Genomic DNA, 25396 nt, shown 5'->3' on the forward strand with positions numbered 1-25396 from the left:
CACAGGGCTACAGGATGGCGATCGGTGCCACCGGCGTACCCGTGGCGCCGACGAAGGGCTCGGGCATCGCCGAGAGCAGGAACGCGTACCGCTCAGCTTGTCCACAGGCTGTGGACAACTCTTCCAGATTCCAGTTCTGCCCCTGCGGCATGCCCATCTCCACCAGGTCGAGCGCGTGCACCGGCAGCCACAGATCCTCGATCTCGGGCGGGAAGATCTCGAACGTCAGCGTGTCGTTGGCGACGGCGGCGACATCACGCGCGTGGAACCACTCCGGAGTACGCAGGGAGAGCCCCGGTGAGGGGAACGCGTACGCGTGCTTGTCGCCGCCGAGGTAGGCCCGGATCTGCCCGGTGCGGACCAGCACGATGTCCCCCGCGCGGACCCGGGTGCCCGCCAACTCCTCGGCGGCGTCCAGGTCTTCGGGGGTGACCGCGTGGTTGCCGGGCAGCCGGTCGTCGCCCAGGCCGAGGGCGCGCGGGACGTCCAGGAGCACCCCGCGCGAGACGATGTGCCGGGCCTTGTCGATGCCGGCGAAGGCCGCGCCGCCGTGCGGGGTGATGGTGTCCGCCGGGCGGCCGTTGTAGATCCGGCCCGAGTGCGAGACATGGGTGAGCGCGTCCCAGTGCGTCGCCGCCTGGAGCCCCATGGTCACGGCGTCGTCGCTGCAGGCGACCGTGCCCGGCCCGAAGATCTCCTGGTTGATCTGCACCATCGCGTGCAGCGGGTTCACGCGGCCCGGCATCATCCCCGTCTGCACCCCGTCCTGCTGGAGGGGCAGTGCGAGCGGCACCCGGCGCCCGGAACGGACCGAGGCGGCGGCCGCCCGGACCACCTCGTCGGTGATCAGGTTGAGAGTGCCGATCTCGTCGTCCACCCCCCAACGCCCCCAGTTGTTCACGCGCTTGGCGATGTCGTGGAACTCCACGGGCAATGACATCGGCCCTCCCCGGGGCTTGTGTGGGTGTGTCCGGCGGGCCGTAGAATCGCCGTACGAGCAGATCTGACGGCACGTCAGGTAATGGTGCGTCAGGTAACGGTCCGTCAGGAACCGCGATGAGGGGAAGGGGCCGGGGTGGGAAACTTCTTGGCAGGCAAGGTCGTCGCCGTCACCGGAGCGGGGCGGGGGATCGGCCGGGCGGTCGCCCTCGGCGCCGCCGCCGAGGGCGCGCGGGTCGTCGTCAACGACTACGGCGTCTCCGTCGACGGCTCCGAACCCACCAGCTCCGTCGCCGAGACGGTCGTCAAGGAGATCGAGGCGGCAGGCGGCGAGGCCGTCGCCGTCGCCGACGACATCTCCACGATGGCCGGCGGACAACGCCTCGTGGACACGGCGGTGCGGACGTACGGGCGTATCGACGGCGTCGTCTGCGTCGCCGGGATCCTGCGCGAGCGGATGCTGTTCAACATGGCCGAGGACGAGTGGGACCCGGTGATCGCCACCCATCTGAAGGGCACGTTCACGGTGTTCCGGGCCGCGTCCGCCGTCATGCGCAAGCAACGGTCCGGCACCCTCGTCGGGTTCACGAGCGGCAACCACCAGGGGTCCGTGTCGCAGGCCAACTACAGCGCGGCCAAGGGCGGGATCATCTCCCTGGTCCGCAGCGCGGCCCTGGGCCTGCACCGGTACGGGGTGACCGCCAACGCGGTGGCGCCGGTGGCGCGTACGCGGATGTCCGCGGGTGTGCCGACGGAACTGACCGAGATCGGTGAGCCCGAGGACGTGGCCGCGTTCGTGGTGTACCTGCTGTCGGACCGGGCCCGGGAGGAACGGATCACCGGACAGGTCTACACGGTCGCCGGGCCGAAGATCGCGGTGTGGGCACAGCCGCGGGAGCTGCGCTCGGCGTACGCGGAGCAGGGATGGACCCCCGAACGGATCGCCGAGGTGCTGCCGGGGACGGTGGGCACGGACCCGATGCCGCTGCTGGAGCGGGTGGAGGCGATGGCCCGGGCGGCCGCTGCCGGGGAGCGGCCGAACGCCTGAGAGGCGCCTGAGGGGCGGGGCCCTTGGTGTTCGGCCCCTCTCACCGCAGTCGGCGAACGGGAGGTGGCATGGACTTCGGGTTCAGTGACGAGGACGAGGCGTTCCGGGCGGAGGTGCGGGCCTGGCTGGCGGCGCACGCCGGAGCGGGCGAGGACCGGCGGGCCTGGGAACGGACGCTGGGCGCCGCCGGGTGGATCGGGCTCGGCTGGAGCGAGGGCGGCTTCGGGAACCGGACGGCCACGCTCGTCCAACAGGTGGTGTGGGCCGAGGAGTACGCGCGGGCCGACGCGCCCGCCCGGTCCGGGCACATCGGGGAGAAGCTGCTCGCGCCGACGCTGATCGCGTTCGGCAGCGAGGAGCAGAAGCGGCGGTTCCTGCCGCCGGTCGCGCGCGGCGAGGAACTCTGGTGCCAGGGATACAGCGAACCGGGCGCCGGATCGGATCTCGCCGGGGTGCGGACCAGGGCGGAGCGCGCGGACGACGGGGCGTACCGGATCACCGGGCAGAAGATCTGGACCTCGCTCGCCCACGAGGCCGACTGGTGCTTCGTGCTGGCCCGTACCGAGCCCGGCTCCGAGCGCCACCACGGGCTGTCGCTGCTGCTCGTGCCCATGGACCAGCCGGGCCGGATCGAGGTGCGGCCCATCCGGCAGATGACCGGGACGAGCGAGTTCAACGAGGTGTTCTTCGACGGGGCGCACGCCCGCGCGGAACACGTCGTCGGGGGCGAGGGGAACGGCTGGCGGGTCGCCATGGGCCTCCTCGGCTTCGAGCGCGGGGTGTCCACCCTCGCCCAGCAGATCGGCTTCGAGCGGGAGCTGGGTGATGTCGTACGGGCCGCCGTGGCGAGCGGGGCGGCGGACGATCCGGTCGTGCGTGACCGGCTGGTGCGGCAGTGGGCCGAGTTGCGGGTGATGCGGTGGAACGCCCTGCGCACGCTCGGCGGCGCGGAGGGCGGCGCGGAGCCGGGCGCGCCGAGTGTGGCCAAGCTGCTGTGGGGGCGGTGGCACCAGCGCCTCGGCGAGCTGGCGATGGAGGTGCGGGGCGCGGGGGCGGTCCTGGGGCCGCGGGACTGGTCGGCGCCGGAGCCGTACGCCCTGGACCCCTTCCAGTACCTGTTCCTGTTCAGCCGGGCCGACACCGTCTACGGCGGTTCGGACGAGGTGCAGCGCACGATCATCGCCGAGCGGGTGCTCGGTCTGCCGAGGGAGCCGAGAGGCCGAGCTGAGGGGTGAGGGCCATGCGCGGAGTGGTGTTCGACGGGAAGCGGGCCGAGGTCGTCGACGATCTGGCCGTGCGGGATCCGGGGCCCGGGGAGGTGCTGGTGGCCGTCTCGGCCGCCGGGCTCTGCCACAGCGATCTGTCGGTGGTGGACGGGACGATCCCGTTCCCGGTCCCGGTGGTGCTGGGGCACGAGGGGGCGGGGGTCGTCGAGGCGGTGGGGGCGGGCGTCCGGCACGTCCGGCCCGGGGACCACGTGGCCCTGTCCACCCTCGCCAACTGCGGGGCCTGCGCCGACTGCGACCGGGGGCGGCCCACCATGTGCCGCAGCGCGATCGGACGGCCCACCCGGCCGTTCTCGCGCGCCGGGCGCGACGTGTTCCAGTTCGCCGCGAACTCCGCCTTCGCCGAGCGGACCGTGGTCAAGGCCGTGCAGGCCGTGCGGATACCGGACGACATCCCGCTCACCTCCGCCGCGCTGATCGGCTGCGGAGTGCTGACCGGTGTCGGCGCGGTGCTCAACCGGGCCCGCGTCGACCGCGGGGACGCCGTCGTCGTCATCGGCGTCGGGGGCATCGGGCTCAACGTCGTCCAGGGCGCGCGGATCGCGGGGGCGACCCGGATCGTCGCCGTGGACGCCAACCCGGAGAAGGAGGCGGCGGCGCGGCTGTTCGGGGCCACGCACTTCCTGACCTCCACGGCCGGCGTGCGGGACATCCTCCCCACGGGCGCGGACCACGCCTTCGAGTGCGTCGGCCGCGTGCAGCTCGTCCGCCAGGCGATCGACCTGCTGGACCGGCACGGCCAGGCCGTCCTGCTCGGCGTGCCGGCCGCGACCGCCGAGGCGTCCTTCCTCGTCTCCTCCCTCTACCTGGACAAGTCGATCCTCGGCTGCCGGTACGGCTCCTCCCGCCCGCAACGGGACATCGCGCTCTACGCCGACCTCTACCGCGAGGGTCGCCTGCTCCTGGACGAACTGGTCACGGCCACCTACCCGGTGGAGGAGTTCGCGAAGGCGGCGCAGGACGCGGAGGAGGGGCGGGTGGCGCGGGCGGTGCTCACCTTCTAGGCCACGGGTTCGTGGGCCCCTGGTGGGGCAACCGTTTCGGCCGGGGAACACTCCCTACGGACGGGGAGGGGGGCCGGTGATGACGCGCATGGCGGCGGCGGGGGTGACAGGGGAGGGCGCGGTCCGCGAGGGGGCCGCGCCGTCGGCGGTGTCCATGGCCGTACTGGGGGTGGAGGGCGCGCTGCTGGGCGCTGTGCTGTTCGTCCTGGGGGTCGGCGCGCTGCCGGGTCCCGGGGCCGGTACGGCGTTCGCCGTCGCCCCGCTGCTGCTCGTGCTCGTCCTGTTCGCCGCGACCGTGCTGACCGTTGCGTACGTGCTCCCGGCCGTCCTGCTCGCCCACTGGACCGCACGGCAGCTGACCGGCCGTATCGCCTGGTGGTGGATTCCGCCCGCCTGCACGCTGTGGGTGCTCCCCGCCCTGGCCGTGCCGTCGTGGCAGCTCACCGGCTTCGTCCTCTACGCGGCGGTCCTGCCCCCGGCCCTGACCACCCACCACACCGTCGTACGCGCCGAGGAGGGCCGCCCCGTCCAGCCCTGCGCGGCGATCCTCGGATGGGGGACGCTGGTCGTGCTGGGGGTGGCGGCCGTCGGCGCGATGCTGTTCGTCAGGTCCTGAGCTGCCCGAAGCGTCCCCGGTGGAACAGTAGCGGCGGCGTCCCGTCGTCCGTGTCCAGCGCCTCCACCCGGCCCACCACGATCAGATGGTCGCCGCCGGTGTGCACGGCGTGGATCACGCAGTCGATCCAGGCGGCGGCGCCGGCGAGGCGAGGTGAGCCCGTGACGGGGGCCGGGGTGTGGGCGACACCGGCGAACTTGTCCGCCCCGCTGACCGCGAACCGTCGGCACAACTCGCCCTGGTCCGCGCCGAGTACGTTCACGCAGAAGACGCCCGCGCGGGCGATGCGGGGCCAGGTCGTCGACGTACGGCCGACCATGAACGCCACCAGCGGCGGATCGAGCGAGAGGGACGAGAACGACTGGCAGGCGAAGCCCGCGGGGGGCTCGGCGAGGGCCCGGGCACCGTCTTGCGCCGACGGCCCGGGGGCCGGGGCGGTGATCACCGTGACGCCCGTCGCGAAGGCGCCCAGGACGCGGCGGAACTGCGTCTGGTCGACCGGTGCGCGCTCGTTCTCGCCCACGCAGCGCAGCTCGGGGCGCGGCAGCGCCTCGACGACCGGTTCCGGACGCGTCGTCCCGCCCCTGCTGTCCGCCGGGTCCGCCCTCAGGTAGCGGACGGCGGCGGCCGCCATTCCCGCATGTCCCATCACTCCCTCATTGAAACTGACGGTCCGTCAGAAGTGAAGGGGGGTTGGGTAAAGTCCCGCACCGGTTCCTCGGTGGCGGTTCCTCCGGAGGTGTTCCTCCGTGGCGGTGGCGTGGCGGGGTGTGGCGGGGGCTCAGCGGCCCTCGTAGCGCGGCGTCCGTCGCTCCACGAAGCTCTTCACGCCCTCCCGGGCGTCGGCCGACGTCATGTTGATCTCCTGTGCGGCGGCCTCGGCGGCGAAGGCGGTGGCGCGGTCGGCGTCGAGGGAGATGTTGACCAGGTGTTTGGTCAGCGCCAGGGCGCGGGTCGGGCCTGCGGCGAGGCGTTCGGCCCACTCGCGGGCCGTCTTCTCCAGGTCCGCCGCGGGCACGACGCGGTTGACGAGACCGAGGCGTTCCGCGTCGGCGGCGGACAGGGCGTCCCCGAAGAACATCAGCTCCTTCGCCCGGTGCAGCCCGACGAGCCGGGGCAGCAGATACGCGCCGCCCCCGTCGGGAACCAGGCCGCGCCGCACGAACACCTCGATGAAGCGGGCCTCCTCGGCCGCCAGCACCAGGTCGCAGGCGAGGGCGAGATGCGCCCCGAGGCCGGCCGCGGTGCCGTTCACCGCCGCGATCACCGGCTTCTCGCAGTCGAGGACCGCCGCGACGAGGCGCTGTGCGCCGAGCCGGATGGTGCGCGCCACGTCACCGGCCACCCGTTCCCCGCCGGCCGACGCGCCACGCAGGTCCGCCCCCGTGCAGAAGCCCCGGCCCGTCGCGGTGACGACGACCGCGCGCACGGCGGGGTCGGCGGAGGCGTCGGAGAGGAGCCGGATGAGGTGGTCGCGCTGGTCGGGAGTGAGGGCGTTCATCGCCTCGGGGCGGTTGAGAGTGATCCACGAGACGGCGTTGTCAGTGGCGTGCAGTATCAATGAGTCACGGGATTTTTCGGGATGTTCCTGGGGGGAAGCGGACATGTGGGTGCTCCTGTTCCTACGCAGAGTGGCGGCAGATGTGGGTGGCCGGACTGTCGCAGCTGTCGCGGCTGTCGTGGCTGTCCTGGCCGTTCCGGCCCGCCCGGGTGTGCTCCCGCGCCGGCGCTCAGCGGCACACCGCCAGCGCGTCGAGCGCCACGGCCCCCTGTCCCCTCGGCAGCACCATCAGCGGGTTGATGTCCAGCTCCGCTATCTCGTCCCCGAGTTCCAGCGCCATGCGCTGCACGCGGAGCACGACCTCCACGAGGGCGTCCACGTCGGCCGGGGGAGCCCCGCGCACCCCGTCCAGCAGAGCCCGCCCGCGCAGTTCGGCGAGCATGGCGTGCGCCTGGTCCTCGGCGAAGGGGGGCACGCGTACGGCGGAGTCGCGCAGGACCTCCACGAGGACACCGCCGAGACCGACCGTGACGGTGGGCCCGAAGAGGTCGTCGTGGGTGACGCCCACGACCATCTCCACACCCCGCTCGACCATCTGGCACACCAGCACCCCGTCGAGGGAGACGTCCTCGTAGCGGGCGATGTCGGTCAGCTCGCGATAGGCGTCCCGGATCTGGCTCGCGGAGGTCAGCCCGACCTTCACCAGGCCGAGTTCCGTCTTGTGGGCGATGCGGGCGCCGGACGCCTTCATCACCACCGGGTAGCCCACGAGGCTCGCCGCGCGTACGGCCGCCGCCGCGCTGGTCACCAACTGCTCGCGCGGCACGCGTATCCCGTACGCGCGCAGCAGCTGCTTGGCCGCGTGCTCGCTCAGCTGCTGCCCCGGCCGCATCAGCGCCTTCGCCTTGCGGAAGGAGGGGGAGGGGGAGCGCGGGGCCTCGTCGAAGGGGGAGCGGTAGGCGCCGGTGAAGCGGGAGTGGTCGAGATGGGCGCGGACGGCCGTGATGCAGTTCGCGAAGGTGCGGAAGGTCGCCACCCGGGACGAGCCGAGCAGCGTCTCGCGGTACGCGGCCTCGGTGCCCACCGGCGACCCCCACACCACGCACACCAGCTTGTCCGTCCGCTCGGCGGCGGCCACCAGGTCCTGGGCCAGCTTGTCGCTCATCGGCGGGAAGGGGCCCGTGATGGGACAGATCAGCACGCCCACCGCGGGGTCGTCGAGGATCGCGTCGAGGATGCGGGGCCCGCGCCAGTCGCCCACGGGGTGGCCGCCGTTGTCGACGGGGTTGGCCACGCTCAGATAGTCCGGGATCCACTGGTGCAGTTCGGCCTGCTTGGCGGCGGAGAGGGTGGGGAGGGGGAGTCCGGCCTCGGTGGCCAGGTCGGCGAAGTGGGCGCCCGTGCCGCCCGAGATCGAATAGACGACGACACCCTCGGGCCGGGGTTCGGCCGCTCCGGTGGCGCGCGGGCGCCGGGCCCGCGCCAGGAGGGTGGCCGTGTCCTGCAGTTCGTCGAGACCGTCGACGCGGATCACGCCGTACTGCCGCATCGCCGCGTCGACCACCGCGTCCGCGCCGGTCAGCTTGCCGGTGTGGGAGGCGGCGGTGCGGGCGCCGGTCTCCGTGCGGCCGACCTTGACGGCGACGACGGGCACACCGCGCCGGGCGGCCCGGTCGGCGGCGAGCAGGAAGGCGCGGCCGTCCTTGAGGCCCTCGACATAGGCGGCGATGGCGCCGACCTCGGGGCGCTCGGCGAAGTAGGAGATGAAGTCGGCGGTCTCCAGATCGGCCTCGTTGCCGGTGGGGGCCCAGTGGGAGAGGCGGATGCCGAGTTCCTGGAGGGAGAAGACGGGGCGGCCCTGGTGGCCGGACTGGGTGATCAGGGCGATCGCGGGGCCGTCGAGGTCGTCCCGGAAGCGCTCGAAGGCGTTGAGGTTGGTGTTGGGGCCGAGCAGCCGCAGACCGCCGGCGCGGGCCACGGCCGCGGCCAGCCGCTCCTGCGCGGCGGCGCCCTCCGCGCCGGTCTCGGCGAAACCGGAGGCGAAGGCGACGGCGAACTTCACCTTGGCCTCGGCCAGTTCGCCGATCACGGGGAGGGGGTCGGAGAGGAGCAGTGCGGCGAGGTCGACCTGTTCGGGAAGGTCGGCGACGGAGGGGACGCAGGGGATGCCGAAGACCGACTCCCGCGTGGGGTGCACGGGGTGCAGCCGGGCGCCGACGCGTTCGGACCAGGCGAGCAGCTGCCGGGTGATCCCGGTGTTCGGTCGCCCTTCGGTGTCCGAGGCGCCGACGACGGCCACGGACTCCGGGCGGAACAGCCGGTCGAGATCGGGGACGTCGGCGTACAGCGGACGCCCGCTGACGTCCAGGTCGCCGGCCTCGGCGGGCCTGCCGTGCACGACCTGCGCGGGGTGCTCCCCGCACGCGATGGCCCGGGCCCGGCGGGAGTCGGTGGTGAGGGTGCCGTGGGTTGATCCAAGCATCGGTCCGCCCGCTCCTGTGTGACAGCCAATTCAGTGACGTGACGCATTCACGTTTCTGACGACACGTCAGATATCAGACTACTGAACTGACGCTCCGTCAGGAATGGTTGTGCGGGCAAAGCTACGCGGCAGTAAGGAGGTTGTACCCGTACGAGGGGGCGGTCAGACGTGGGGGAGGGGGTGGGTCTGGGGCGGGAGGGGGTGCGGGGGTGGACGCGCTCGTCCTGCGTCTGGTCGTCCGTGCGCCGCCCGACCCCCGCTGTCGCCGAGCAGTCGTTCCGGTGGCGGTCGGCGGTCGGCGGTCGGCGGTCGGAGGTCGGAGGTCGGCCCGACGGTCGGTCAGTTGGCCCGACGATCGGTCAGTTGGTGGTGCGGATCTGTACGGTGACCGCGTCGCGCGTGGTGACGCCGCCCGTCTTCGTGATCGTCCTGGCGATCTTCTCGGCGTCGAGGGCGAGTTCGCGGAACATGCCGCTGATGGGGTTGGTGAAGCCGGTGAAGTAGAGGCCGGGGGCGTTGCCCGGGGAGCGGGCCCCGTGCACCACCGGCTTCCCGCGTCCGTCGAGGACGTCGAGGTGTCCGACGAGTCCTTCGAGACCGCGGCGGTAGCCGGTCGCGGCGATCACGGCGTCGGTCTCGATCCGGGTGCCGTCGCCGAGGGCGACCTTGCCGTCCTCGAACCCCTCGACCGGGCCGACGATCTCGACCTTGCCCTTCCGCACGGCGTCGATGAGTCCGACGTCCTGCACGGGGACGGCGCCCTCCTGCACGCGGGAGTAGAGACCGGTGTCGGGCCGGGCCAGGCCGTGCGCGGACAGGTCGGGGACGCTCAGCTTCGCCATCGGCCTGGCGAGCCGGTCCACGAGGGCGACGGGCAGCCGCCGTACGAGGACGCCCGTGTACTGGGCCGCCCATCCGGCGGTCGACCGGCGCACGATGTGCGGGGCCGTGCGCACCGCGAGCCGTACGCGCCGTGCGCCGCCCTCGACGAGGTCGACGGCGATCTCGGCGCCGGTGTTGCCGATGCCGACGACGAGGACGTCACGGCCGGCGTAGGACTCGGGGTTGCGGTACCCGGAGGCGTGCACGAGGTCGCCGGTGAACGTGTCGCGGCCGGGCCAGTCGGGGACGTGGGGCGTGTGGTTGTAGCCGGTGGCGACGACGACCGCGCCGCCGGTCAGCTCACGGCCCCCGGTGGCGTGCAGCAGCCAGCCGGTGCCGTCGGCGGTCCGCTCGACGCGGGACACCTCGACGCCGGTCACGATCTCCAGCTGGTGCACCTCGGTGTACTTCTCCAGGTAGCGCACCACGTTGTCCCGCGACACCCAGCGCCCGAACCGGCGCGGCATGGGCAGGCCGGGCAGCGCCGACAGGCGGCGGGTGGTGTGCAGATGCAGCCGGTCGTAGTGCCGCCGCCAGGACGCCCCGACCCCGTCGGCCTTCTCCAGCACCACGGCCCGTATCCCCCGAGCCCGCAACGCGTACGCGACGGCCAGCCCACCGGGGCCGCCGCCGATCACGTAGACGGGGCGGTCGGGTGAGGCGGGAGTCACGGAAGCTCTGGAGTCGGCCATGCGCCTGAGCGTATTCACGCCCTCATTTGTTGGGTCTCGGTCAAGACCGGAATTGGTTGCGGATTGATCACGGGTGGGGGAGGAGTGGGTGGGGTCTGTGGCGTAGGTCTCTCGGAATGTGGGGGTGGGGTGGCGGGGTGCGGGGTGACGGCGCGCGGTCCGGCCGCGGTTCCGTGCTCCCCGCCGCATCGCCTACACCCCTTTGCGCGGCCGTCCCCGCCGGGGAGCGGCGGGCCGCCATGACGTCACGTCCTCGGCGGACAGGCCCAGGCGGTCGAGGTGGTGCTCGTAGCTCCTCCGATACTGCTCGTCCCCGTCGGATGCCGTGACCGGGCCGAGGCCCCGGTCGACGGCGGTGACCCAGGGCAGCACCTCCGCGAGTGCGGAAAGCAGCGGCAGGGCGGACTCGGGCCGGTGCGCGTGGGCGTGGGACTCCGTCTCCAGGGTGTCAAGCAGTACCTGCGCCCGCTCGCGGGCGTCCCAGCCGGCCCAGCCGAGCAAGGTCGTGGAGGACAGAGGGGCGATGGAGGAACCGAACGAGACGAGACGCTCGTTCGGCAGGTCGAACTTCCCGCGTTGTTTCCAGTAGGAGGACTTGAGGAAGTCCGCGGTGGTGAACCGAGGCGGCTCCGGCAGGTCCCGGGCGTCGACAAGACCTCGCTCGTCCTCCCTCGCCTGCGCCTGCCACAGCTCTTCCCACGTGCGCCGCTTTGCGAGGCCCGACGGTCGATACCGGAGCGGCGCCGCTTGCGGCACGTGTTCGGTGGTGAGCAGGTCCAACAGCACACGCGGGATGCCTGTGCCGACCGCGTGAGCCGGGTCGGCGTAGAGCGAGAGCAGGGACATGAACTCCTCGTCCTCCGCGAGCAGGTCACTCAGCTCCCACACCGTCCGAGCGACCGGGCGCCGACCGTTCGGCGTGCTCTCGAACCACAGCCGTTCCGCTTCACAGTGGTCGAGCAGACGCTCCCGGAGGATGTCCTGGACGATGGCATCCCAGTCGGGAGCGATCCAGCGGTGCTTGTACTCGGGCCGCTCCAGCAGCGCCAGGAACGCGTTCCGGGAGATGGCCTCCGCTCGGCGCCGTACGAGATTCCTGTACTCGGACGGCCATAGCTCGGGAATCTCGGTCACCGGGGTGGCCTCATGGCGTGTGAACCACTTGCCCTCTGGATCGTCGGTGAACCACGACGTTCCCGTCTCGCCTACGGCGATCCTCCTGGCGAGCGTGATCTCGAACGCCCGCTCACCGACCTGCAGAGGAGGGGGCTCGAACACGGCAGTCAGTTCCTCGGTGTCGTCGACGATCCCGTACGCCGCGTACACCTGCCAGTCCAGCTCCTCCTGGAGCCCGATCATCCGCGCCCGGAGCGAGAACCAGCGCTCCCTGGCCGAGTCCAGCGTCCGGGCGGTGAGAGGCGCATCCGGGGCGGAGATTTCGGACAGACAGACGGCCGACTCGGTGGCCAGCGCGTCGATTTCCTCCGCCATCGCCGGTGGGAGGGTGCCAGGGAGCGGGAGGTCGAGCAGACGGCCGGCCGTGAACTCGTAGATCTTCTCCCAGGCCTCGCCGCCTCGGAGCGTGCCGATATGGGCCTGCCCCTTGCTCTGACTCACCTGCTTCAGCCAGAAGCACACGGCCGAACTGTTGAGCACCCCGAGGAGTCCCAGATGGGACGACTCCGTCGCGTTCGGCGGGAGTTTGATCACCGGTGCCGAATTCAGGGGTACGGCACCGCCGCGGAGAACCGTGAAGTGGGGGTGGGTGGCGACCCAGGGGAAGACGATCGACCACGGGTGAGCGTCCCAGTCCAGCGCGAACTGGTGCCAGTCGTACCAGGGGGACGACTTGCTGGCCCCCCGGCGCTGTCGCAGCACGGTGCGGTAGGGCCACAGCCGTCGCCGATGCCGTGGGAAGAGGTCCAGGTCGATGACCTCTCTGCCGTTCCCGGTGCGAGGGAAGAACGCCCTCCCGGGCGCGTCCGAGGACCAGTCGCGGACCTCGGACCCCGTCAGTACCGGGACCGTGGCAGCGTCCTCGACACCGTAGCGGCGGAAGGCGGCGGGGGTGGAACAGAACAGGTCGTCGGAACCGGTGTTGGCCGCGTATCCGATGCGGGCGACGCGTTCGCGAAGGCGCTTCCCGTTCTCCATGAGACGCAGCACATGACGAGCGGCCGAGGGAGTGAGGCTCCAGGGGAACACGTTCAGCTGTGCGCGTTTCAGGAGGTAGGACTCGGCCCAGTGGTCCATGACACCGGGGGCGAACGCCAGTCGGCGCAGCGACTGCCAGGCGGGTGCGTCAGCGGGTACCGCCGGCAGGAGTTCACCACCGCGGGTCTCGCCACGGAGGCTGACGACGACGTGGATGGGAACCTCGGGCGGGGGAACGCGGTTCTGACCGACGAGGATGACGGTGGGCGTGCCGTGACCGGGGATGTAGGCCCCGGAGGTGTCGATGACGTGCGAGAGCAGCACGCGTGGCAAGACGCGCTCGATGAGCTTGCGGCCGAAATCGCGCTTCATGAAGGAGTTGGCCACCAGCAGGCCGACCCGCCCGGCCGAGGCACCCGGCAGTGCCAGACGGAAGGCGAGCTCCGTGAAGGGCACCGACAGGGCGTAGGGCCCCTCGCAGCTCTCGTACGTGTCGCGGTAGGCCGCGAAGAGAGCCTTGTCCTTGACGGTGACGTACGGGGGATTGCTCGTGACCGCATGGTAGGAGGAGGGGCGCAGAAGGCTGTGGCGCTCCGCGTACTCGTCGATGTCGGCCGGAGATCCGGAGCCGGTGAGTCCCGGCCCGGTGGGGAAGTCGGTGAACTCGGGGCCGAGGGAGGCACCGGCACGGTCGTGCAGAAGCGCGTCCCCGGTCGCGACCAGCAAGGGGATGTCCGGAACGTCGTCCAGTCTCCGTGCCCGGGCGACGTCCATCGCGGCCATCAGCAGCCGGAAGCGCGAGATGCTGACGGCACAGGGATCGATGTCGCACCCGTGAACCGAGGCGAGAGCCCGGGCGGCGCGCTGCCATGGGCTCATGTCGGGGCGGGCGTCGGACCAGCGACGGCACAGGCGGGCGTACGCGTCGAGCAGGAACCCACCGGAGCCACACGCGGGGTCGATCATCCGGAATCCGGCCGGCCCGGCTGTCGATCCGTGGGCCTCCAGTGCCGGCTCCAGGGTCAGATCGTGGATCAGCTCGACCACGAAGTCCGGAGTGCTGACCTGCCCGGAAGACTTCCGGTCCTGGTCACTCAGGTGCCCGTAGAGATCGGCGAGGAACCGCGTGTCCCGTGACGCGTCCTCGAAATCGTGGACAAGGAGCCCGTCCGGGGTCCGAAGACGCCAGAAGTCGACGAGTGCCCGCCGCGCCTCGTGGCTCGGTCGCATCCGCCACATGGGGTGACTGCTTCTGCTGAAGACCGCCGCCATGGCGGGGTGGGAAGAGAGACGGTTCACGGCGGAGCTGATCGGATCGTCGGCACCAGGCGCGGCACCCGGCTCGGCATCGGGCTCGTCGGCCCGCCGCGTGGCGAAGGAAAGGTCGAGCAGTCCGTTGTCCTCGCAGAACCGGACCAACACGGTGGCCAGGACCCACCCGGTCGCGATCTGCGAGAGCTGCTCCTCCAGCCAGGCCTGCCACGTCGACGCGGTCAGCATCTGCTCCCGGGCGGCCCTGTACTCCTCGCGCATCCTGTCGGTGGCGGGGTCGGAGGGGGCGCGCGTGGTCAGATCGCGCGCGATCTCCGACCTGATCCGCCGCAGGTCCGTGAGCAGGCCGACGCGAGACGACATGGCCCTTCCTCCTTCTGGGACGGACGGGCATTCATGGCCGGTCGGTCCAGCATTGCATCTGACGCTGAGGTTATCACCGCGAGAGTGTCGTAAATAGTGGAGAGTGTTGGAGCGTTCCCTAGGCTAGGCTGTTCACTCGTACGGCCGTTGACCGGCGGTCGGCTCGACGCGATCCGGTGCTGTGGAAGAGGTGTGCCCCATGGAGGGGAACGACAGGGCGTTCAGAGGGATCTGGCTGGCGCTCATCCTGCTGGGATCCCTGGTGTGCGCGGGCCTCGCCGCCGTAGTCGTCCGGGCGGCCGGCGGCGAGATGGTGACGGTTCTGACGACGGGAGGGGGTGCGTTCCTGGGCCTGGCAACGCTGGGACTCGCGGCCCGAGTGTTCCTCGCAGGACCCAGTCGGTAAGGAGTATACTTCTTAGGGATGTACTCCTAAGGAGGAAGTGTGGGGCGTCAGACGAGGTCGGTCAAACCTCCTCATGTGTTCGACCGAGGGCCCGAGTGGGAGGCGCTCGTGGCCTTCGCGCACCGCCCCCTGCCGCAGGCCATGCTCGGGGTCGTCAGCGGTCGGCGCCGGATGGGCAAGACGTATCTGCTGAGGGCCCTGGTCGAACAGCACGGGGGCTTCTACTTCGGGGCCACGGCGGGTACGGCCACGGAGTCGCTTCGCCAGTTCAGCGCAGCCTTGGCCGAACACGTGGGTTCTCCCGCGTCCTTCTCCTTCGCGACGTGGGACGACGCCATCTCCTACCTCTTCGGGCTCGCGGCCGAGGGCGAAGAAGGAGAGGGCGAGGCGCGCCCGCGTCTCGTCGTCATCGACGAATTCCCCTATCTGGTGAAGGTCGCCCCCGAACTTCCCTCTCTCATCCAGCGCGAGATCGATCGGCATCAGACGCGGGTGAGCCGAATGCGGCTACTCCTTTGCGGTTCGGCGATGTCGGTCATGGGTGGGCTGCTGGCGAGTACGGCCCCCCTCCGGGGCCGGGCGCAGCTCGAACTGGTCGTCAGGCCCTTCGGGTATCGGGCCGCCGCGGAGTTCTGGGGCGTGGCCGAGGACCCCGCCCTCGCAGCCCGACTGCACGCTGTCGTCGGCGGTACGCCCGCGTATCGCCGCCAGTTCCTGGCGGACGACGTTCCCGAGGGCCTGCCCGCCTTCGACGACTGGGTCTGCCGTACCGTCCTCTCTCCGTTCAGCCCCCTTTTCCGTGAGGCGCGTTATCTGCTCGCCGAGGAGGCCGACATCAGGGACACGGCGCTCTATCACTCGGTCCTCGCCGCCGTGGCGCAGGGCAACTCGACGCGTGGCGGCATCGCGGGATACATCGGCCGTAAGTCCGTCGACATCTCGCATCCGCTCAACGTCCTGGAAGACAGCCATCTCCTGGTGCGGGAGTCCGACATCTTCCGGGCGGGCAAATCGCAGTACCGCATCACCGAACCTCTGATCAACTTCTACGAAGCCGTGATGCGTCCTGCCTGGGCCCGGCTGGAGAGCGGCCAGGCGGCGGAGGTGTGGGAGCAGGCGGCCGAGCGGTTCGCGGCGCAGGTGGCCGGACCGCACTTCGAGGCGGTCTGTCGTGAGTATGTGATCGGGCCGGGGCGGTCGTTGCTCAGTACTTCTCTGGGAGAGGTCGGCAGCGGCGTCGTGACCGACTCTGCGGAGCGACGGCAGTTGCAGGTCGATGTGGCCGTCGTCGAGCCGGGTTCCGGGGGGCGGCGGCCCTCGGTCGGCCTTCTGGGAGAAGCGAAATGGGGCACTGTCCTCGGAGTCGGCCATCTGGAGCGACTGGACCGGGCCCGTCATCTGCTTGCCCAGAGGGGCTTCGACACGAGTCGCTGCGGGCTGGCCTTCTTCAGCGCGGCCGGATTCAGTGACGCGTTGCGTACCAAGGCCGAGGAAGGCGGCGTGCTGCTGGTCGGCCTCGATGAACTCTACGGACGGGCCGTGCCGATCGGGTTCCTGCCCTAGGGTGCCGTCGGTCCGCCCGAGTCTCTTGTGTATTTTCCCCCCATCCGCTGAACTGACGTACCGTCAGAAATCCCGCGCGGGCGCGGAAGGGTGGCGATGTGCGTGGAGACGATCTGGCTCGGCGGTGCCGAGTGGCTGGCCGTGCTGCGTATCGGGCTCGGGCTGTGGTGGCTGGAGAGCTGGCGGCACAAGGACAAGAAGACGTGGTTCGAGGGCGCCGGGATCGAGTGGGCCGCGGGGGTGGCGGAGAAGCACCGGTGGGGTGCGGTGCGCGGCGGGTTCGACGTGGTCGTCAAGCCGCGGGCCAAGGCGATGGCGTACGTCGTCGCCTACGCCGAACTCGCCCTCGGGCTGGGGCTGATCCTCGGGTTCCTCACGCCGGTCGCGCTCGTGGGCGGGCTGCTGCTCAACCTCCTCTATCTCGTGCTGATGATCCACGACTGGGCCGAGCAGGGGCAGAACTCGATGATGGCGCTCATCTCGGTGGTGGGGCTGTTCGGGATGTCCTGGCAGACGTGGTCGGTCGACAGCGCGCTGGGGTTGTTCTGAGTTCCCGGGAGGGGTGCGAGGGAAGGGGCGACGGATGAGTGGCGGCGGTGGGAGCGGCGAGGGCGGGGGCGGTGGCGCGCGGTTCGATCTGCCCGAGGTGGACGGCTTCACGCGTACGTACTGGGACGCCGCTGCCGGCGGGCGCCTGCTGCTGCGGCGCTGCGGGGCGGCGGCGTGCGGGCGCGCTCATCACTATCCGCGGGAGTTCTGCCCGTACTGCTGGAGCGAGGACGTGCGGTGGGAGGAGGCGTCCGGGCGCGCCACGCTCTACACCTGGTCCGTCGTGCACCGGAACGACCTGCCGCCCTTCGGGGAGCGGACGCCGTACGTCCCCGCGGTCGTCGAACTCGCCGAGGGGCCGCGGATGATGACCGAGGTGGTGCCGGAGGAGGGGGTTCCGGAAAGGGGGCTGCGGATGGGGATGGCGTTGGAGGTCGTCTTCCGGGAGGGCGGGGGTGTCGTGGTGCCCGTATTTCGCGCGCGTCCGTGAGGGGGTGCGCGTTTCAATGGGTGCGTGAGCCGTACTGATGAGCGATCCGCCGGTCCGTACCCCGACCCTCCCCCGCCGTCCTCCGGCGAGCTGCCGCACGGGCACGGCCTGCGGCTGTGCGCGTGGGACCCGGAGTCCGACGCGGACGTGGAGGCGTGGTTCCGCGGGCGGGCCGACCCCGACTTCCGGCGGTGGAACACCCCCCTGGCGCTGGACGAGGATCTCGACGGCGCCCGGGAGTCCCTCCGGCTGCGGACCGAGTCCGACGCGGAGGGGAAGACCGTGTCCTTCCGGGTCGCGGACGCGGAGAGTGGTGTGACGCTGGGGCAGGTCGGGTTGAGCGGGATCGACATGTCCCTGCGCAGGGCCGTCGTCGGCTACTGGGTGCTGCCCGAGGCCCGCGGCCGCCGGGTCGCCACCCGCGCCCTCGACCTCGCCGCCCGCTGGACCCTCACCGACTTCGGCATCCACCGGCTCGAACTCGACCATGTCGTCGGCCATGCCGCGTCCTGCCGGGTCGCCGAGCTGTGCGGGTTCCCGTACGAGGGGACCATGCGCGGGGCGTCGTTCGAAGAGGAGCGCCACGACGCCTTCCGGGACGCCCATCTGCACGCACGGCTGGCCACCGACCCGGCACCGGAAGGACTGTGATGAGCACGGACGACCACTCCGCCCACGAGTTGGCGTACGAGAACATCGACGACCCCGACGGCTACTTCGGCGAGGCCGTCGCCGCGCACTACGACGACCCGTCCTCCCCCGTGTTCGGGGCGGAGGCGGTCGACCCGGCCGTGGAGCTGATCGCCGGGCTCGCGGGCGGGCCCGGCGGGGACGCGCGGGCGCTGGAGTTCGGGATCGGCACCGGGCGGATCGCGCTGCCGCTCGCCCGGCGCGGTGTGCCGGTGCACGGCATCGACCTGTCCCGGGCCATGGTGGAGCGGATGCGGGCCAAGCCGGGCGGCGCGGACATCGGCGTCACCCTCGGGGACTTCGCCACGACCCGGGTGGACGGTCCCGGCTTCACCGTCGCCTACCTCGTCTTCAACACGATCAACAACCTCACCACGCAGGACGCCCAGGTGGACTGCTTCCGCAACGCCGCCGCGCATCTCCTGCCCGGCGGCCGCTTCGTGATCGAGGTCGGGGTGCCGGACCTGCGGCGGCTGCCGCCCGGGCAGAACGCGGTGCCGTTCCATGTCGGGCCGACGCGGCTGGGGTTCGACACGTACGACGTGGCGACGCAGGGGATGCGGTCGCACCACATGGTCGTCGTAGAGGGGCGGCCGGTGTACCGCTCGATCCCCTTCCGGTACGTCTGGCCGGCCGAACTCGATCTGATGGCCCGGCTGGCCGGCCTGCGGCTGCGCAACCGCTGGGAGGGATGGAAGGGCGAGCCGTTCACGAACGACAGCACAGGGCACGTGTCCGTGTGGGAGAAGGTCTGAGCGGTCCGCGGGGGTGCCCTCCGCGCGCCCCCGCGGCCCACTGCGCCAAGGCCACCCCGTCCGTCACGGCCACCCCGGCCACCCCGTCCGTCACGGCCACCCCGGCCACCCCGTCCGTCACGGCCACCCCGGCCACCCCGTCCGTCACGGCCACCCCGTCCGTCACGGCCACCCCGTCCGTCACGGCCAGAGCAGCTCCGTGACCCAGCCGTCGCCCTCCCGCCGGTAGTTCAGGCGTACGTGCCGCCGTCGGGCGTCGCCCTGGAAGAACTCCACCTCGTCCGGCTCCACGACGTACGCCGTCCAGGAGGGCACGGCGACGTCCGGCTCGCGCTCGGCGCGTTCCCAGGCGGCCTGGGAGGCGCGTTCCAGCTCCTCGTACGCGGGCAGCACCTCGCTCTGGTGGCCCACGAGGGCGGCGGCCAGCGCGCCCGTCGAGCGGGCGTGCAGGTCGGCGTGGGCGACCTCGGCGGGCTGGACCGTGACGCCGCCCCGCACCCGGACCTGACGGCCGAGGAGGGGCCAGTAGAAGCCGAGGGAGGCGTACGGGCGGGCCGCGAGGTGGCGTCCCTTGCGGCTGCCGGCGTGGGAGGCGAAGTGCCAGCCGTGCGCGTCCACGTCGTGCAGCATCACCGTACGGACGTCCGGTCGGCCCTCCGCGTCCGCCGTGGCCAGCGACATCGTGTGCGGCTCCACCTCCCCGGCCCCCACGACCTCGCCGAACCAGGCGGCGAAGAGCGCCACGGGTTCGGCCGGGGCCGCCGCCGGGTCGAACAACGGCAGCGCACTGACCTGCGGATCCCAGACCCGCAGACCCCGCAGGGCCTGGACGAGATCGGACGGCGGGGCGGGGGCCGGGGACGCGGGCCCCGACGGGGCGGGAGGTTCGATCATGGGTGGGACGGTCTCACACCGTGCCCGGGGCGGACGAGACCCGTCGCCCGGGGTGCACGTGATCCGTCGCGCGGGGCGGACGAGACCCGTCGCGCGGGGCGGACGTGATCCGTCGCGCGGGGCGGACGAGACCCGTTACCCGGGGCGGACGTGATCCGTCGCGCGGGGCGGACGTGATCCGTTACCCGGGGTGCACGAGACCCGTCACCCCGAGCGCATGAGACCCGTCACCCGGGGCGCACGCGCCTACGCGCCCAGCGGCTTCACCTGTGGCACCGGGCGGGAACGCCGGCCCGCCCTCACCCCCGCCCCAGCACCACCGTCCCCGACGAGCAGAACCAGCCGCCCGTCCCCGACGCGACGGCCAGGCGGGGCGGGGTGCCGTCGGAGGTGGGGATCTGGTGGGGGCCCGCCTCGCCGCGCAGCTGGCGTACGGCCTCCACGAGCAGGAACAGGCCGCGCATGCCGGGGTGCTGGGCGGAGAGGCCGCCGCCGTCGGTGTTGACCGGCAGGTCACCGGTCAGGGTCAGGCGGCCCTTCTCCACGAAGGCCCCGCCCTCGCCCTTCGCGCAGAACCCGAGGTCCTCCAGGGTCACGAGGGTCATGTAGGTGAAGGCGTCGTAGATCTCGGCGAAGTCGATCTCGGCGGGGCGCACGCCCGCTCGTTCGAAGGCGAGGCGGCCGCTGACCGCCGCCGGGGAGACCGTGAAGTCCGGCCACTCGGACATGGTCGTGTGGGAGGTGTACTCGCCGGTGCCGAGGATCCAGACGGGCGTGGCCGGCCGGCAGTCCCGTACGTACTCCTCGGCCGCCAGCAGGACAGCCGCGCCGCCGTCGGAACGTATGCAGCAGTGGAGCTTGGTGAACGGGTCCGCGATCGGGGTGGAGGACAGCACGTCGTCGACGGTGATCGGCGTGCGGAACATGGCCTCGGGGTTGGCCGCAGCGTTCGACCGGGCCTGTACGGCGACGGAGGCCAGCTGTTCCAGGGTCGTCCCGTACTCGTGCATATGGCGGCGCGCGGCCATGGCGTACTTGGAGATCAGGGTGTGCCCGTACGGGACCTCGAACTGCAGGGGGCCGCGCGCCCCGAAGGAGAGGTTGCCGGTGCGGCGGCCCGCCCGGATGTCCGCGCGGGCGGTGGAGCCGTAGACGAGGAGGACGACGTTCGCGTGCCCGGCGGCGATCGCGTCCGCCGCGTGCGCGGCCATGACCTCCCAGGTCGCGCCGCCGACCGAGGTGGAGTCCACCCAGGTGGGCCGCAGGCCCAGGTACTCGGCCACCTCCACCGGGGCCAGCGTGCCGAGGCCGGCGGAGGCGAGGCCGTCGACGGCCGTGTGCTCCAGTCCCGCGTCGGCGAGGGCCCGGCGGGCGGCCTGTGCGTGGAGCGCGTACGGGGTGGCGTCGTCCACCCGGCCGCAGTCGGACAGCGCGGCACCGACGATCGCGACCTTCCGGCCGCCGCCTCGCCGTGCCGTGTCATGAGGGCCACCGGATCCGGAAGGAGCGGGCGCAGCGGTCATGGATCTGACGGTACATCAGATGGGCGGGTCGGCAACCCTGTGCTTCGGCGGTCTTCCGCCCTAATATGACGGACCGTCAGATCAGGTTGACGATGGGGGAGTGGAAGGGGGACCGCCATGGACGCCCGCTTCACCGCCGAGCAGGAGGAGATCCGGCGCACGGTACGGGAGTTGCTGCTCAAGCGCTGCGGCCCGGAGGAGGTCCGGTCCGCTGTGCGGACGGAAGAGGGGTACGACCCCGGCCTCTGGCTCGCCTTCTCCGAACAGCTCGGGCTGCCGGGGCTCGCACTCCCCGAGGCGTACGGCGGTGTCGGCTGCTCCGCGACCGAACTCGCTCTGACGAGCGAGGAGTTGGGACGTGCCCTCGCGCCCTCCCCGCTGCTGTCCACCGCCGTTCTCGTCGCTCCCCTGATCCTCGCCCTCGGCACGGAGCCGCAGCGCGCCGCACTGCTGCCCCGCCTCGCCACGGGCAGGCTCACCGCGGCCCTCGCCGTACCGGGCACCGCACTCGCCGCCGCCCTGGCCCTGACCTGCGACAACGGAGGATCGTGGGCCGGTGGCGGCCGGGCCGGCGGCATCCAGGCGCGACGCGTCGGGGACGGGTGGCGGCTCTACGGGGAGGCCGGGCAGGTCCTCGACGGGCACAGCGCGGGGCTGCTGCTCGTGGCCGCGCACACCGGGGGCTACGCCCGGTCGCGGACGCTGCTGTTCCTCGTGCGGGCGCCGCGCAGTGAGACGGGGGAGGCAGGATCCGGCGAGGGTCTCGTACGGGTGCGGCAGACCTCCATCGACGAGACACGGCCGGTGGCCCGGCTCGAACTGCGCGATGTACAGGCCGAGTTGCTCGGTGAGGAGGCCGGGGCCGGTGCGGGCGCCGATGTCCGCGTGCTGTCGGCCCTGGCCGGGGCCGGGGACGCGGCCGCCGCCGTGCTCGCGGCGGAGGCCGTGGGAGCCGCCGACCGGGCGCTGGAGCGGACGGTCGCCCACGCGCGGCAGCGGGAGCAGTTCGGGCGGCCGATCGGGTCGTTCCAGGCGGTGAAGCACCGGCTCGCCGATGTGTACGTGCGCGTGCGGGCGGCCCGGTCGGCGGCGTACTACGCCGCCTGGGCCGCCGCCGCGCGGCCTGGCGGGCCGGGCGGAGCGGGCGGCGGGGAGCGGGTCGGCGGGCTGGCGCTCGCGCAGGCGCTGGAGGCGTTGCGGGTGGCGGCGGGGGAAGCGATCCAGCTGCACGGGGGCATCGGGTTCACCTGGGAACACGAGGCGCAGCTGTACTTCAAGCGGGCGGCGGGGGACGAGGCGCTCTTCGGGCCGGTGCACCGGCTGCGGGGGCGGGCGGCCGAGACGGCGGGGATCTTCCCGGCCGGCCGGGCGGGTATCTTCACGGCCGACGGGACGGGGGTCCTCACGGCCGACGGGCCGGACGAGCGAAGGGTGGTGCGGGGCTGATGACTTCGAAGAGGGCGGCCGGGTCGACGGCAGGGGCGGCGAAGGGCGGGAAAGGCATGACGGCCGTGAAGGACATGGGCGTGCGGCTGGTGCAGAAGGTCTCCTCGGCCCCGGCGTTCGCCCGGATAGCGCCGCACGTCATACCGGCGCTGGACCGGGCCGTGCACCGGGCCACCCGGGGGCGGGTGCTGCTCAGCGCGCAGCTGCTGCCCGGTGTCGTCCTGACCGCGACGGGTGCGCGCAGCGGGGAGCCGCGCCGTACGCCGCTGGCCTGCATGCCCGAGGAGGGGCGGGACGGCTGGGTGCTCATCGGGTCGAACTTCGGCCGCCCCGGCCACCCGGCCTGGAGCGCGAACCTGCTGGCCCATCCCGACGCCGTGATCAACTGGAAGGGGCAGGACATCCCCGTCACCGCGCACCTGCTGGCGGGGGAGGAACGGGCGTCCGTCTGGAAGGAGTTGCTGCGCTTCTGGCCGCCGTACTCGACGTATCAGGCGCGGGTGGACCGCGAGATACGGGTGTTCCGGCTCGTACGACGGTGAAGCGTGCCCCGGCGGTTTCCCCGCATTCCCCGGTCCTCGAGTCCCTCTGAACCGGCCCCCTGAACAGTCCCCAGAACGCGGCAGGCGGCACTCCTCGGCCGAGGGTGCCGTCTGCGTGACAGGAATCGCGTCCGGGGGCGTGCCCGGGTGCTCCTGGTTACTTCATGGGTTTCTTGCCGGTGATGCCCAGGTGGACCAGCAGCGCCAGGTTGGGGCGCAGTTCGGCCTGCTTGACGCCCCAGGTCTGGAAGCCCTTCTGGTGCCCGGAGACCGAGGCGAGCATCGCGACGAGGGAACCGGCGAGGGCCGCCGGGTTCACGTCCTTGTCGACGCGGCCCTTGGCCTGCAGCTCGGAGACCGTCTCCGACAGGGAGTTGGTGACCGAGTTCAGGATCTTCATGCGGATCTTGTAGAAGCGTTTGTCGCCCTCGGCGGCGCCCAGGTCGACGACGCGGAGGATGGCGTCGTTCTTGCGCCAGAAGTCCAGGAAGCCGTCGACGAGTTCCTGTGCGGTCTGCCAGCCGGCCTTGCCGACCCAGGAGCGGCCTTCGAGCAGGCGCGTCAAGGTGGCGCCCTCGGCGGCCATTTGCTCGGCGATCTCCAGGACGGCGCCCTCGACGTCCGGGAAGTACTGGTAGAAGGTCGCGGGTGAAGTCCCCGCCTTCCGGGCGACATCAATGACTTTGACGTCCCGGTAGGGCGACGAGCTGAGCATCTCGCTGAGGCAGTCGAGCAGCTTCTGCCGGGTCGCCTGCCCTCGCCGGCCGGCCACGCGGCCGTCGACGGTACGCACTTGTCCTGTCATGCCGTCAGCTTACCGAGGGGCGATCGGAGCGCGATTCGGCCGACTGCAAATGGGGAGCAGGGGCGTCACCTAGGGGTTCGTGCGCTGATCACGCAGTGTGGTGGCGCGTTTGTTTCGGGTGAGCGGGGCCCGGCCGACAGGGTTCCGCGGGGCCCGGGACGCGCGGGGCGCGGCCCCCGGCTCCCCCGGTACGGACGCGCCCGACGCGCGCTCCGTGTGCGCCGCCCTTAGCTTGGCCCTATGGCCGATGAGACGGGAGCCGCCGCCGGAGCGTCAGCCGCCGCCGGAGCGGGAGCCGCTGCCGGAGCGGGAGCCGCTGCCGGAGCGGGAGCCGCTGCCGGAGCGGAAGGCGCCGCCGGGCCGGGAGCCGCCGCCGGGACGGGAGCCGCCGAAGCCGGGGCGGGAGGCGCCCCGTACCCCGAGGGCGTCCCCTGCTGGGTGGACGCCCAGTTGCCCGACGTGGAAGCGGGCAAGCGGTTCTACGGCGAACTCTTCGGGTGGACCTTCGCGGTGGCCCCCGGGGACGGCGCGCACGAGGTGTGGGCGTACGTCGAGGGCGCCCCCGTGGCCGCCCTCGCCCCCAAGCCCGACGGCCGCCTCCCCACCGTGTGGACCGTGCACTTCGCCACGCCGGACGCGGCCGCCCTCACCGCCCGGATCACCGCGGCCGGCGGTCAGGTGATCACCCCGCCGACCCCGGTCGGCACGCTCGGCGCCGCCGCGCTGGCCACCGACCCCGAGAGCGCCGTCTTCGGCCTCTGGCAGCCCGGCACGCACACCGGCTTCGGACGGCGCCACGAGCCCGGCACGTTCGCGTGGGCCGAGCTGTACACCCGGGACACCAAGGCGGCCAACTCCTTCTACGCGCACCTCTTCCACGACGCCCTCTTCGGCCCGGACGCGGTCCCGGACTTCGGCCGGGCCGCACTCACGGACGTCTTCCCGGCCGAGATGCCGCCGCACTTCCTGGTCCACTTCGGGACGAAGGACTGCGAGGAGGCGGTCGCGGCCGTCGGCCGGCTCGGGGGGCGCGTGCAGGTGCCGCCGTTCGACACCTCGTACGGGAATGTGGCGGTCGTCACGGACAACCAGGGCGCGTCGTTCGCGCTGCTGCAGCGGAAGAACGGAAACGCCTGGCGGGAGGCACCGCAGGAGGCGGACCAGACCGAACAGCATCCGGACGAGCTGCGGCAGGAGGGCGACGACCGGCGCACGGACGACCCCCCGGCGCGGGGCGCACGCGACGGGAACGCCCCGGAGGACGACGGCTGACCAGCGGGAAGACGGCGACCGGCAGGCGTGTGAACGGGTGCCCGGCGCCTGGTGCGCGCGGGCGCTCCGGGGGCGTGACGGGGGCGCTGCGCGGGCAGACGGCCGGGGTTGTGCGCCGGTGGTACGTGGCTCGCCCCGGTGTCCCACCATCCGGGCTCCCGCTTCCCGAGAGGCGGACCCACGTGGTTTTGTCCTGAGACACCCCGACTCGCCCCCGGGTTC

General features: G+C 72.3%; 21 protein-coding genes and 1 pseudogene. 13 read left to right on the forward strand and 9 right to left on the reverse strand.

Annotation, left to right across the window (positions count from 1 at the left end; genetic code table 11):
• Positions 1-7: 7 nt before the first annotated feature.
• Positions 8-940: a cyclase family protein gene (locus tag SCAB_RS24620; protein ID WP_037729379.1), complete on the reverse strand. Its 933-nt coding sequence runs from the start codon at positions 938-940 to the stop codon at positions 8-10.
• A gap of 135 nt (positions 941-1075) precedes the next feature.
• On the opposite strand from SCAB_RS24620, the gene SCAB_RS24625 reads away from it, so the two are divergent.
• From SCAB_RS24625 to SCAB_RS24640, 4 genes are all read left to right on the forward strand, one after another.
• Positions 1076-1987: an SDR family NAD(P)-dependent oxidoreductase gene (locus tag SCAB_RS24625; RefSeq protein ID WP_013002780.1), complete on the forward strand. Its 912-nt coding sequence runs from the start codon at positions 1076-1078 to the stop codon at positions 1985-1987.
• Between the two features lie 68 nt (positions 1988-2055).
• The gene (locus SCAB_RS24630; RefSeq protein ID WP_013002781.1) at positions 2056-3222 is read left to right on the forward strand and encodes an acyl-CoA dehydrogenase family protein; all 1167 of its coding nucleotides are present in this window, start codon (positions 2056-2058) and stop codon (positions 3220-3222) included.
• 5 nt (positions 3223-3227) lie between these two features.
• Entirely contained in the window at positions 3228-4277 is a 1050-nt protein-coding gene (locus SCAB_RS24635) for a Zn-dependent alcohol dehydrogenase (protein WP_041669584.1), read from the forward strand.
• 79 nt (positions 4278-4356) lie between these two features.
• Positions 4357-4893 (forward strand): hypothetical protein, encoded by a 537-nt coding sequence (locus SCAB_RS24640; RefSeq protein ID WP_106437301.1) that lies wholly within the window; start codon positions 4357-4359, stop codon positions 4891-4893.
• On the opposite strand, the gene SCAB_RS24645 is transcribed toward SCAB_RS24640, so the two are convergent.
• The 5 genes from SCAB_RS24645 to pglX all read right to left on the reverse strand — a co-directional run bounded on the left by SCAB_RS24645 (position 4883) and on the right by pglX (position 14239).
• Positions 4883-5542 (reverse strand): flavin reductase family protein, encoded by a 660-nt coding sequence (locus SCAB_RS24645; RefSeq protein WP_173402904.1) that lies wholly within the window; start codon positions 5540-5542, stop codon positions 4883-4885. The two genes, SCAB_RS24640 and SCAB_RS24645, sit on opposite strands and share 11 nt — an antisense overlap.
• 132 nt (positions 5543-5674) lie before the next feature.
• Positions 5675-6499: an enoyl-CoA hydratase/isomerase family protein gene (locus SCAB_RS24650; RefSeq protein ID WP_041669596.1), complete on the reverse strand. Its 825-nt coding sequence runs from the start codon at positions 6497-6499 to the stop codon at positions 5675-5677.
• A 124-nt stretch (positions 6500-6623) separates the two neighbouring features.
• Positions 6624-8876 (reverse strand): acetate--CoA ligase family protein, encoded by a 2253-nt coding sequence (locus SCAB_RS24655; protein ID WP_013002786.1) that lies wholly within the window; start codon positions 8874-8876, stop codon positions 6624-6626.
• Positions 8877-9235: 359 nt separating this feature from the next.
• Positions 9236-10450 carry a flavin-containing monooxygenase gene (locus SCAB_RS24660; protein WP_013002787.1) on the reverse strand — a complete coding sequence of 405 codons (1215 nt, stop codon included), beginning with the start codon at positions 10448-10450 and terminating at the stop codon, positions 9236-9238.
• A gap of 192 nt (positions 10451-10642) precedes the next feature.
• Positions 10643-14239, reverse strand: coding sequence for a BREX-2 system adenine-specific DNA-methyltransferase PglX (gene pglX, locus SCAB_RS24665; RefSeq protein ID WP_013002788.1), 3597 nt, complete (start codon positions 14237-14239; stop codon positions 10643-10645).
• A 199-nt stretch (positions 14240-14438) separates the two neighbouring features.
• Here pglX and SCAB_RS24670 point away from each other — a divergent pair, with 199 nt between their 5' ends.
• From SCAB_RS24670 to SCAB_RS24695, 6 genes are all read left to right on the forward strand, one after another.
• Positions 14439-14645, forward strand: coding sequence for a hypothetical protein (locus SCAB_RS24670; RefSeq protein ID WP_037729386.1), 207 nt, complete (start codon positions 14439-14441; stop codon positions 14643-14645).
• A gap of 75 nt (positions 14646-14720) precedes the next feature.
• Complete coding sequence (locus SCAB_RS24675) at positions 14721-16208, forward strand: AAA family ATPase (protein ID WP_197696212.1); 1488 nt, start codon at positions 14721-14723, stop codon at positions 16206-16208.
• Between the two features lie 102 nt (positions 16209-16310).
• Positions 16311-16757, forward strand: coding sequence for a hypothetical protein (locus SCAB_RS24680; protein ID WP_037729417.1), 447 nt, complete (start codon positions 16311-16313; stop codon positions 16755-16757).
• A 34-nt stretch (positions 16758-16791) separates the two neighbouring features.
• Positions 16792-17247, forward strand: coding sequence for a Zn-ribbon domain-containing OB-fold protein (locus SCAB_RS24685; RefSeq protein ID WP_013002792.1), 456 nt, complete (start codon positions 16792-16794; stop codon positions 17245-17247).
• Between the two features lie 24 nt (positions 17248-17271).
• Positions 17272-17898: a GNAT family N-acetyltransferase gene (locus SCAB_RS24690; RefSeq protein ID WP_013002793.1), complete on the forward strand. Its 627-nt coding sequence runs from the start codon at positions 17272-17274 to the stop codon at positions 17896-17898.
• On the forward strand, positions 17898-18692 hold the full coding sequence (locus SCAB_RS24695) for a class I SAM-dependent DNA methyltransferase (protein WP_049875773.1): 795 nt from the start codon (positions 17898-17900) through the stop codon (positions 18690-18692). Before SCAB_RS24690 ends, SCAB_RS24695 begins: the two co-directional genes overlap by 1 nt.
• Before the next feature lie 180 nt (positions 18693-18872).
• Here SCAB_RS24695 and SCAB_RS24700 read toward each other — a convergent pair whose 3' ends face one another.
• Positions 18873-19586, reverse strand: a complete 714-nt coding sequence (locus SCAB_RS24700; RefSeq protein WP_013002795.1) for a pyridoxine/pyridoxamine 5'-phosphate oxidase — start codon at positions 19584-19586, stop codon at positions 18873-18875.
• Between the two features lie 299 nt (positions 19587-19885).
• On the reverse strand, positions 19886-21109 hold the full coding sequence (locus SCAB_RS24705) for a thiolase C-terminal domain-containing protein (RefSeq protein WP_231885116.1): 1224 nt from the start codon (positions 21107-21109) through the stop codon (positions 19886-19888).
• Between the two features lie 117 nt (positions 21110-21226).
• On the opposite strand from SCAB_RS24705, the gene SCAB_RS24710 reads away from it, so the two are divergent.
• Both SCAB_RS24710 and SCAB_RS24715 read left to right on the forward strand, forming a co-directional pair.
• A complete protein-coding gene (locus SCAB_RS24710) occupies positions 21227-22555 on the forward strand; it encodes an acyl-CoA dehydrogenase family protein (RefSeq protein WP_013002797.1) in 1329 nt (442 codons plus the stop codon).
• Between the two features lie 56 nt (positions 22556-22611).
• Positions 22612-23097, forward strand: coding sequence for a nitroreductase/quinone reductase family protein (locus tag SCAB_RS24715; protein ID WP_037729388.1), 486 nt, complete (start codon positions 22612-22614; stop codon positions 23095-23097).
• A gap of 157 nt (positions 23098-23254) precedes the next feature.
• On the opposite strand, the gene SCAB_RS24720 is transcribed toward SCAB_RS24715, so the two are convergent.
• Positions 23255-23902, reverse strand: a complete 648-nt coding sequence (locus SCAB_RS24720) for a TetR family transcriptional regulator (RefSeq protein ID WP_078580182.1) — start codon at positions 23900-23902, stop codon at positions 23255-23257.
• A 438-nt stretch (positions 23903-24340) separates the two neighbouring features.
• Between SCAB_RS24720 and SCAB_RS24725 the strand changes: the two are divergent.
• Positions 24341-25021: pseudogene (locus SCAB_RS24725) on the forward strand (VOC family protein); the annotation flags it as partial.
• Between the last annotated feature and the right edge of the window lie 375 nt (positions 25022-25396).

Origin of the sequence: Streptomyces scabiei 87.22 (genome assembly GCF_000091305.1) — a bacterium.
Taxonomy (GTDB): Bacteria; Actinomycetota; Actinomycetes; order Streptomycetales; family Streptomycetaceae; genus Streptomyces; species Streptomyces scabiei.

What these genes read in the sequence shown, in the direction of transcription:
- SCAB_RS24620 (WP_037729379.1), bottom strand. Translation starts at nt 940, where the DNA reads ATGTCATTGCCCGTGGAGTTCCACGACATCGCCAAGCGCGTGAACAAC.
- SCAB_RS24630 (WP_013002781.1), top strand. Translation starts at nt 2,056, where the DNA reads ATGGACTTCGGGTTCAGTGACGAGGACGAGGCGTTCCGGGCGGAGGTG.
- SCAB_RS24635 (WP_041669584.1), top strand. Translation starts at nt 3,228, where the DNA reads ATGCGCGGAGTGGTGTTCGACGGGAAGCGGGCCGAGGTCGTCGACGAT.
- SCAB_RS24640 (WP_106437301.1), top strand. Translation starts at nt 4,357, where the DNA reads ATGACGCGCATGGCGGCGGCGGGGGTGACAGGGGAGGGCGCGGTCCGC.
- SCAB_RS24645 (WP_173402904.1), bottom strand. Translation starts at nt 5,542, where the DNA reads ATGGGACATGCGGGAATGGCGGCCGCCGCCGTCCGCTACCTGAGGGCG.
- SCAB_RS24650 (WP_041669596.1), bottom strand. Translation starts at nt 6,499, where the DNA reads ATGTCCGCTTCCCCCCAGGAACATCCCGAAAAATCCCGTGACTCATTG.
- SCAB_RS24655 (WP_013002786.1), bottom strand. Translation starts at nt 8,876, where the DNA reads ATGCTTGGATCAACCCACGGCACCCTCACCACCGACTCCCGCCGGGCC.
- SCAB_RS24660 (WP_013002787.1), bottom strand. Translation starts at nt 10,450, where the DNA reads ATGGCCGACTCCAGAGCTTCCGTGACTCCCGCCTCACCCGACCGCCCC.
- pglX (WP_013002788.1), bottom strand. Translation starts at nt 14,239, where the DNA reads ATGTCGTCTCGCGTCGGCCTGCTCACGGACCTGCGGCGGATCAGGTCG.
- SCAB_RS24670 (WP_037729386.1), top strand. Translation starts at nt 14,439, where the DNA reads ATGGAGGGGAACGACAGGGCGTTCAGAGGGATCTGGCTGGCGCTCATC.
- SCAB_RS24685 (WP_013002792.1), top strand. Translation starts at nt 16,792, where the DNA reads ATGAGTGGCGGCGGTGGGAGCGGCGAGGGCGGGGGCGGTGGCGCGCGG.
- SCAB_RS24695 (WP_049875773.1), top strand. Translation starts at nt 17,898, where the DNA reads ATGAGCACGGACGACCACTCCGCCCACGAGTTGGCGTACGAGAACATC.
- SCAB_RS24700 (WP_013002795.1), bottom strand. Translation starts at nt 19,586, where the DNA reads ATGATCGAACCTCCCGCCCCGTCGGGGCCCGCGTCCCCGGCCCCCGCC.
- SCAB_RS24705 (WP_231885116.1), bottom strand. Translation starts at nt 21,109, where the DNA reads ATGACCGCTGCGCCCGCTCCTTCCGGATCCGGTGGCCCTCATGACACG.
- SCAB_RS24710 (WP_013002797.1), top strand. Translation starts at nt 21,227, where the DNA reads ATGGACGCCCGCTTCACCGCCGAGCAGGAGGAGATCCGGCGCACGGTA.
- SCAB_RS24715 (WP_037729388.1), top strand. Translation starts at nt 22,612, where the DNA reads ATGACGGCCGTGAAGGACATGGGCGTGCGGCTGGTGCAGAAGGTCTCC.
- SCAB_RS24720 (WP_078580182.1), bottom strand. Translation starts at nt 23,902, where the DNA reads ATGACAGGACAAGTGCGTACCGTCGACGGCCGCGTGGCCGGCCGGCGA.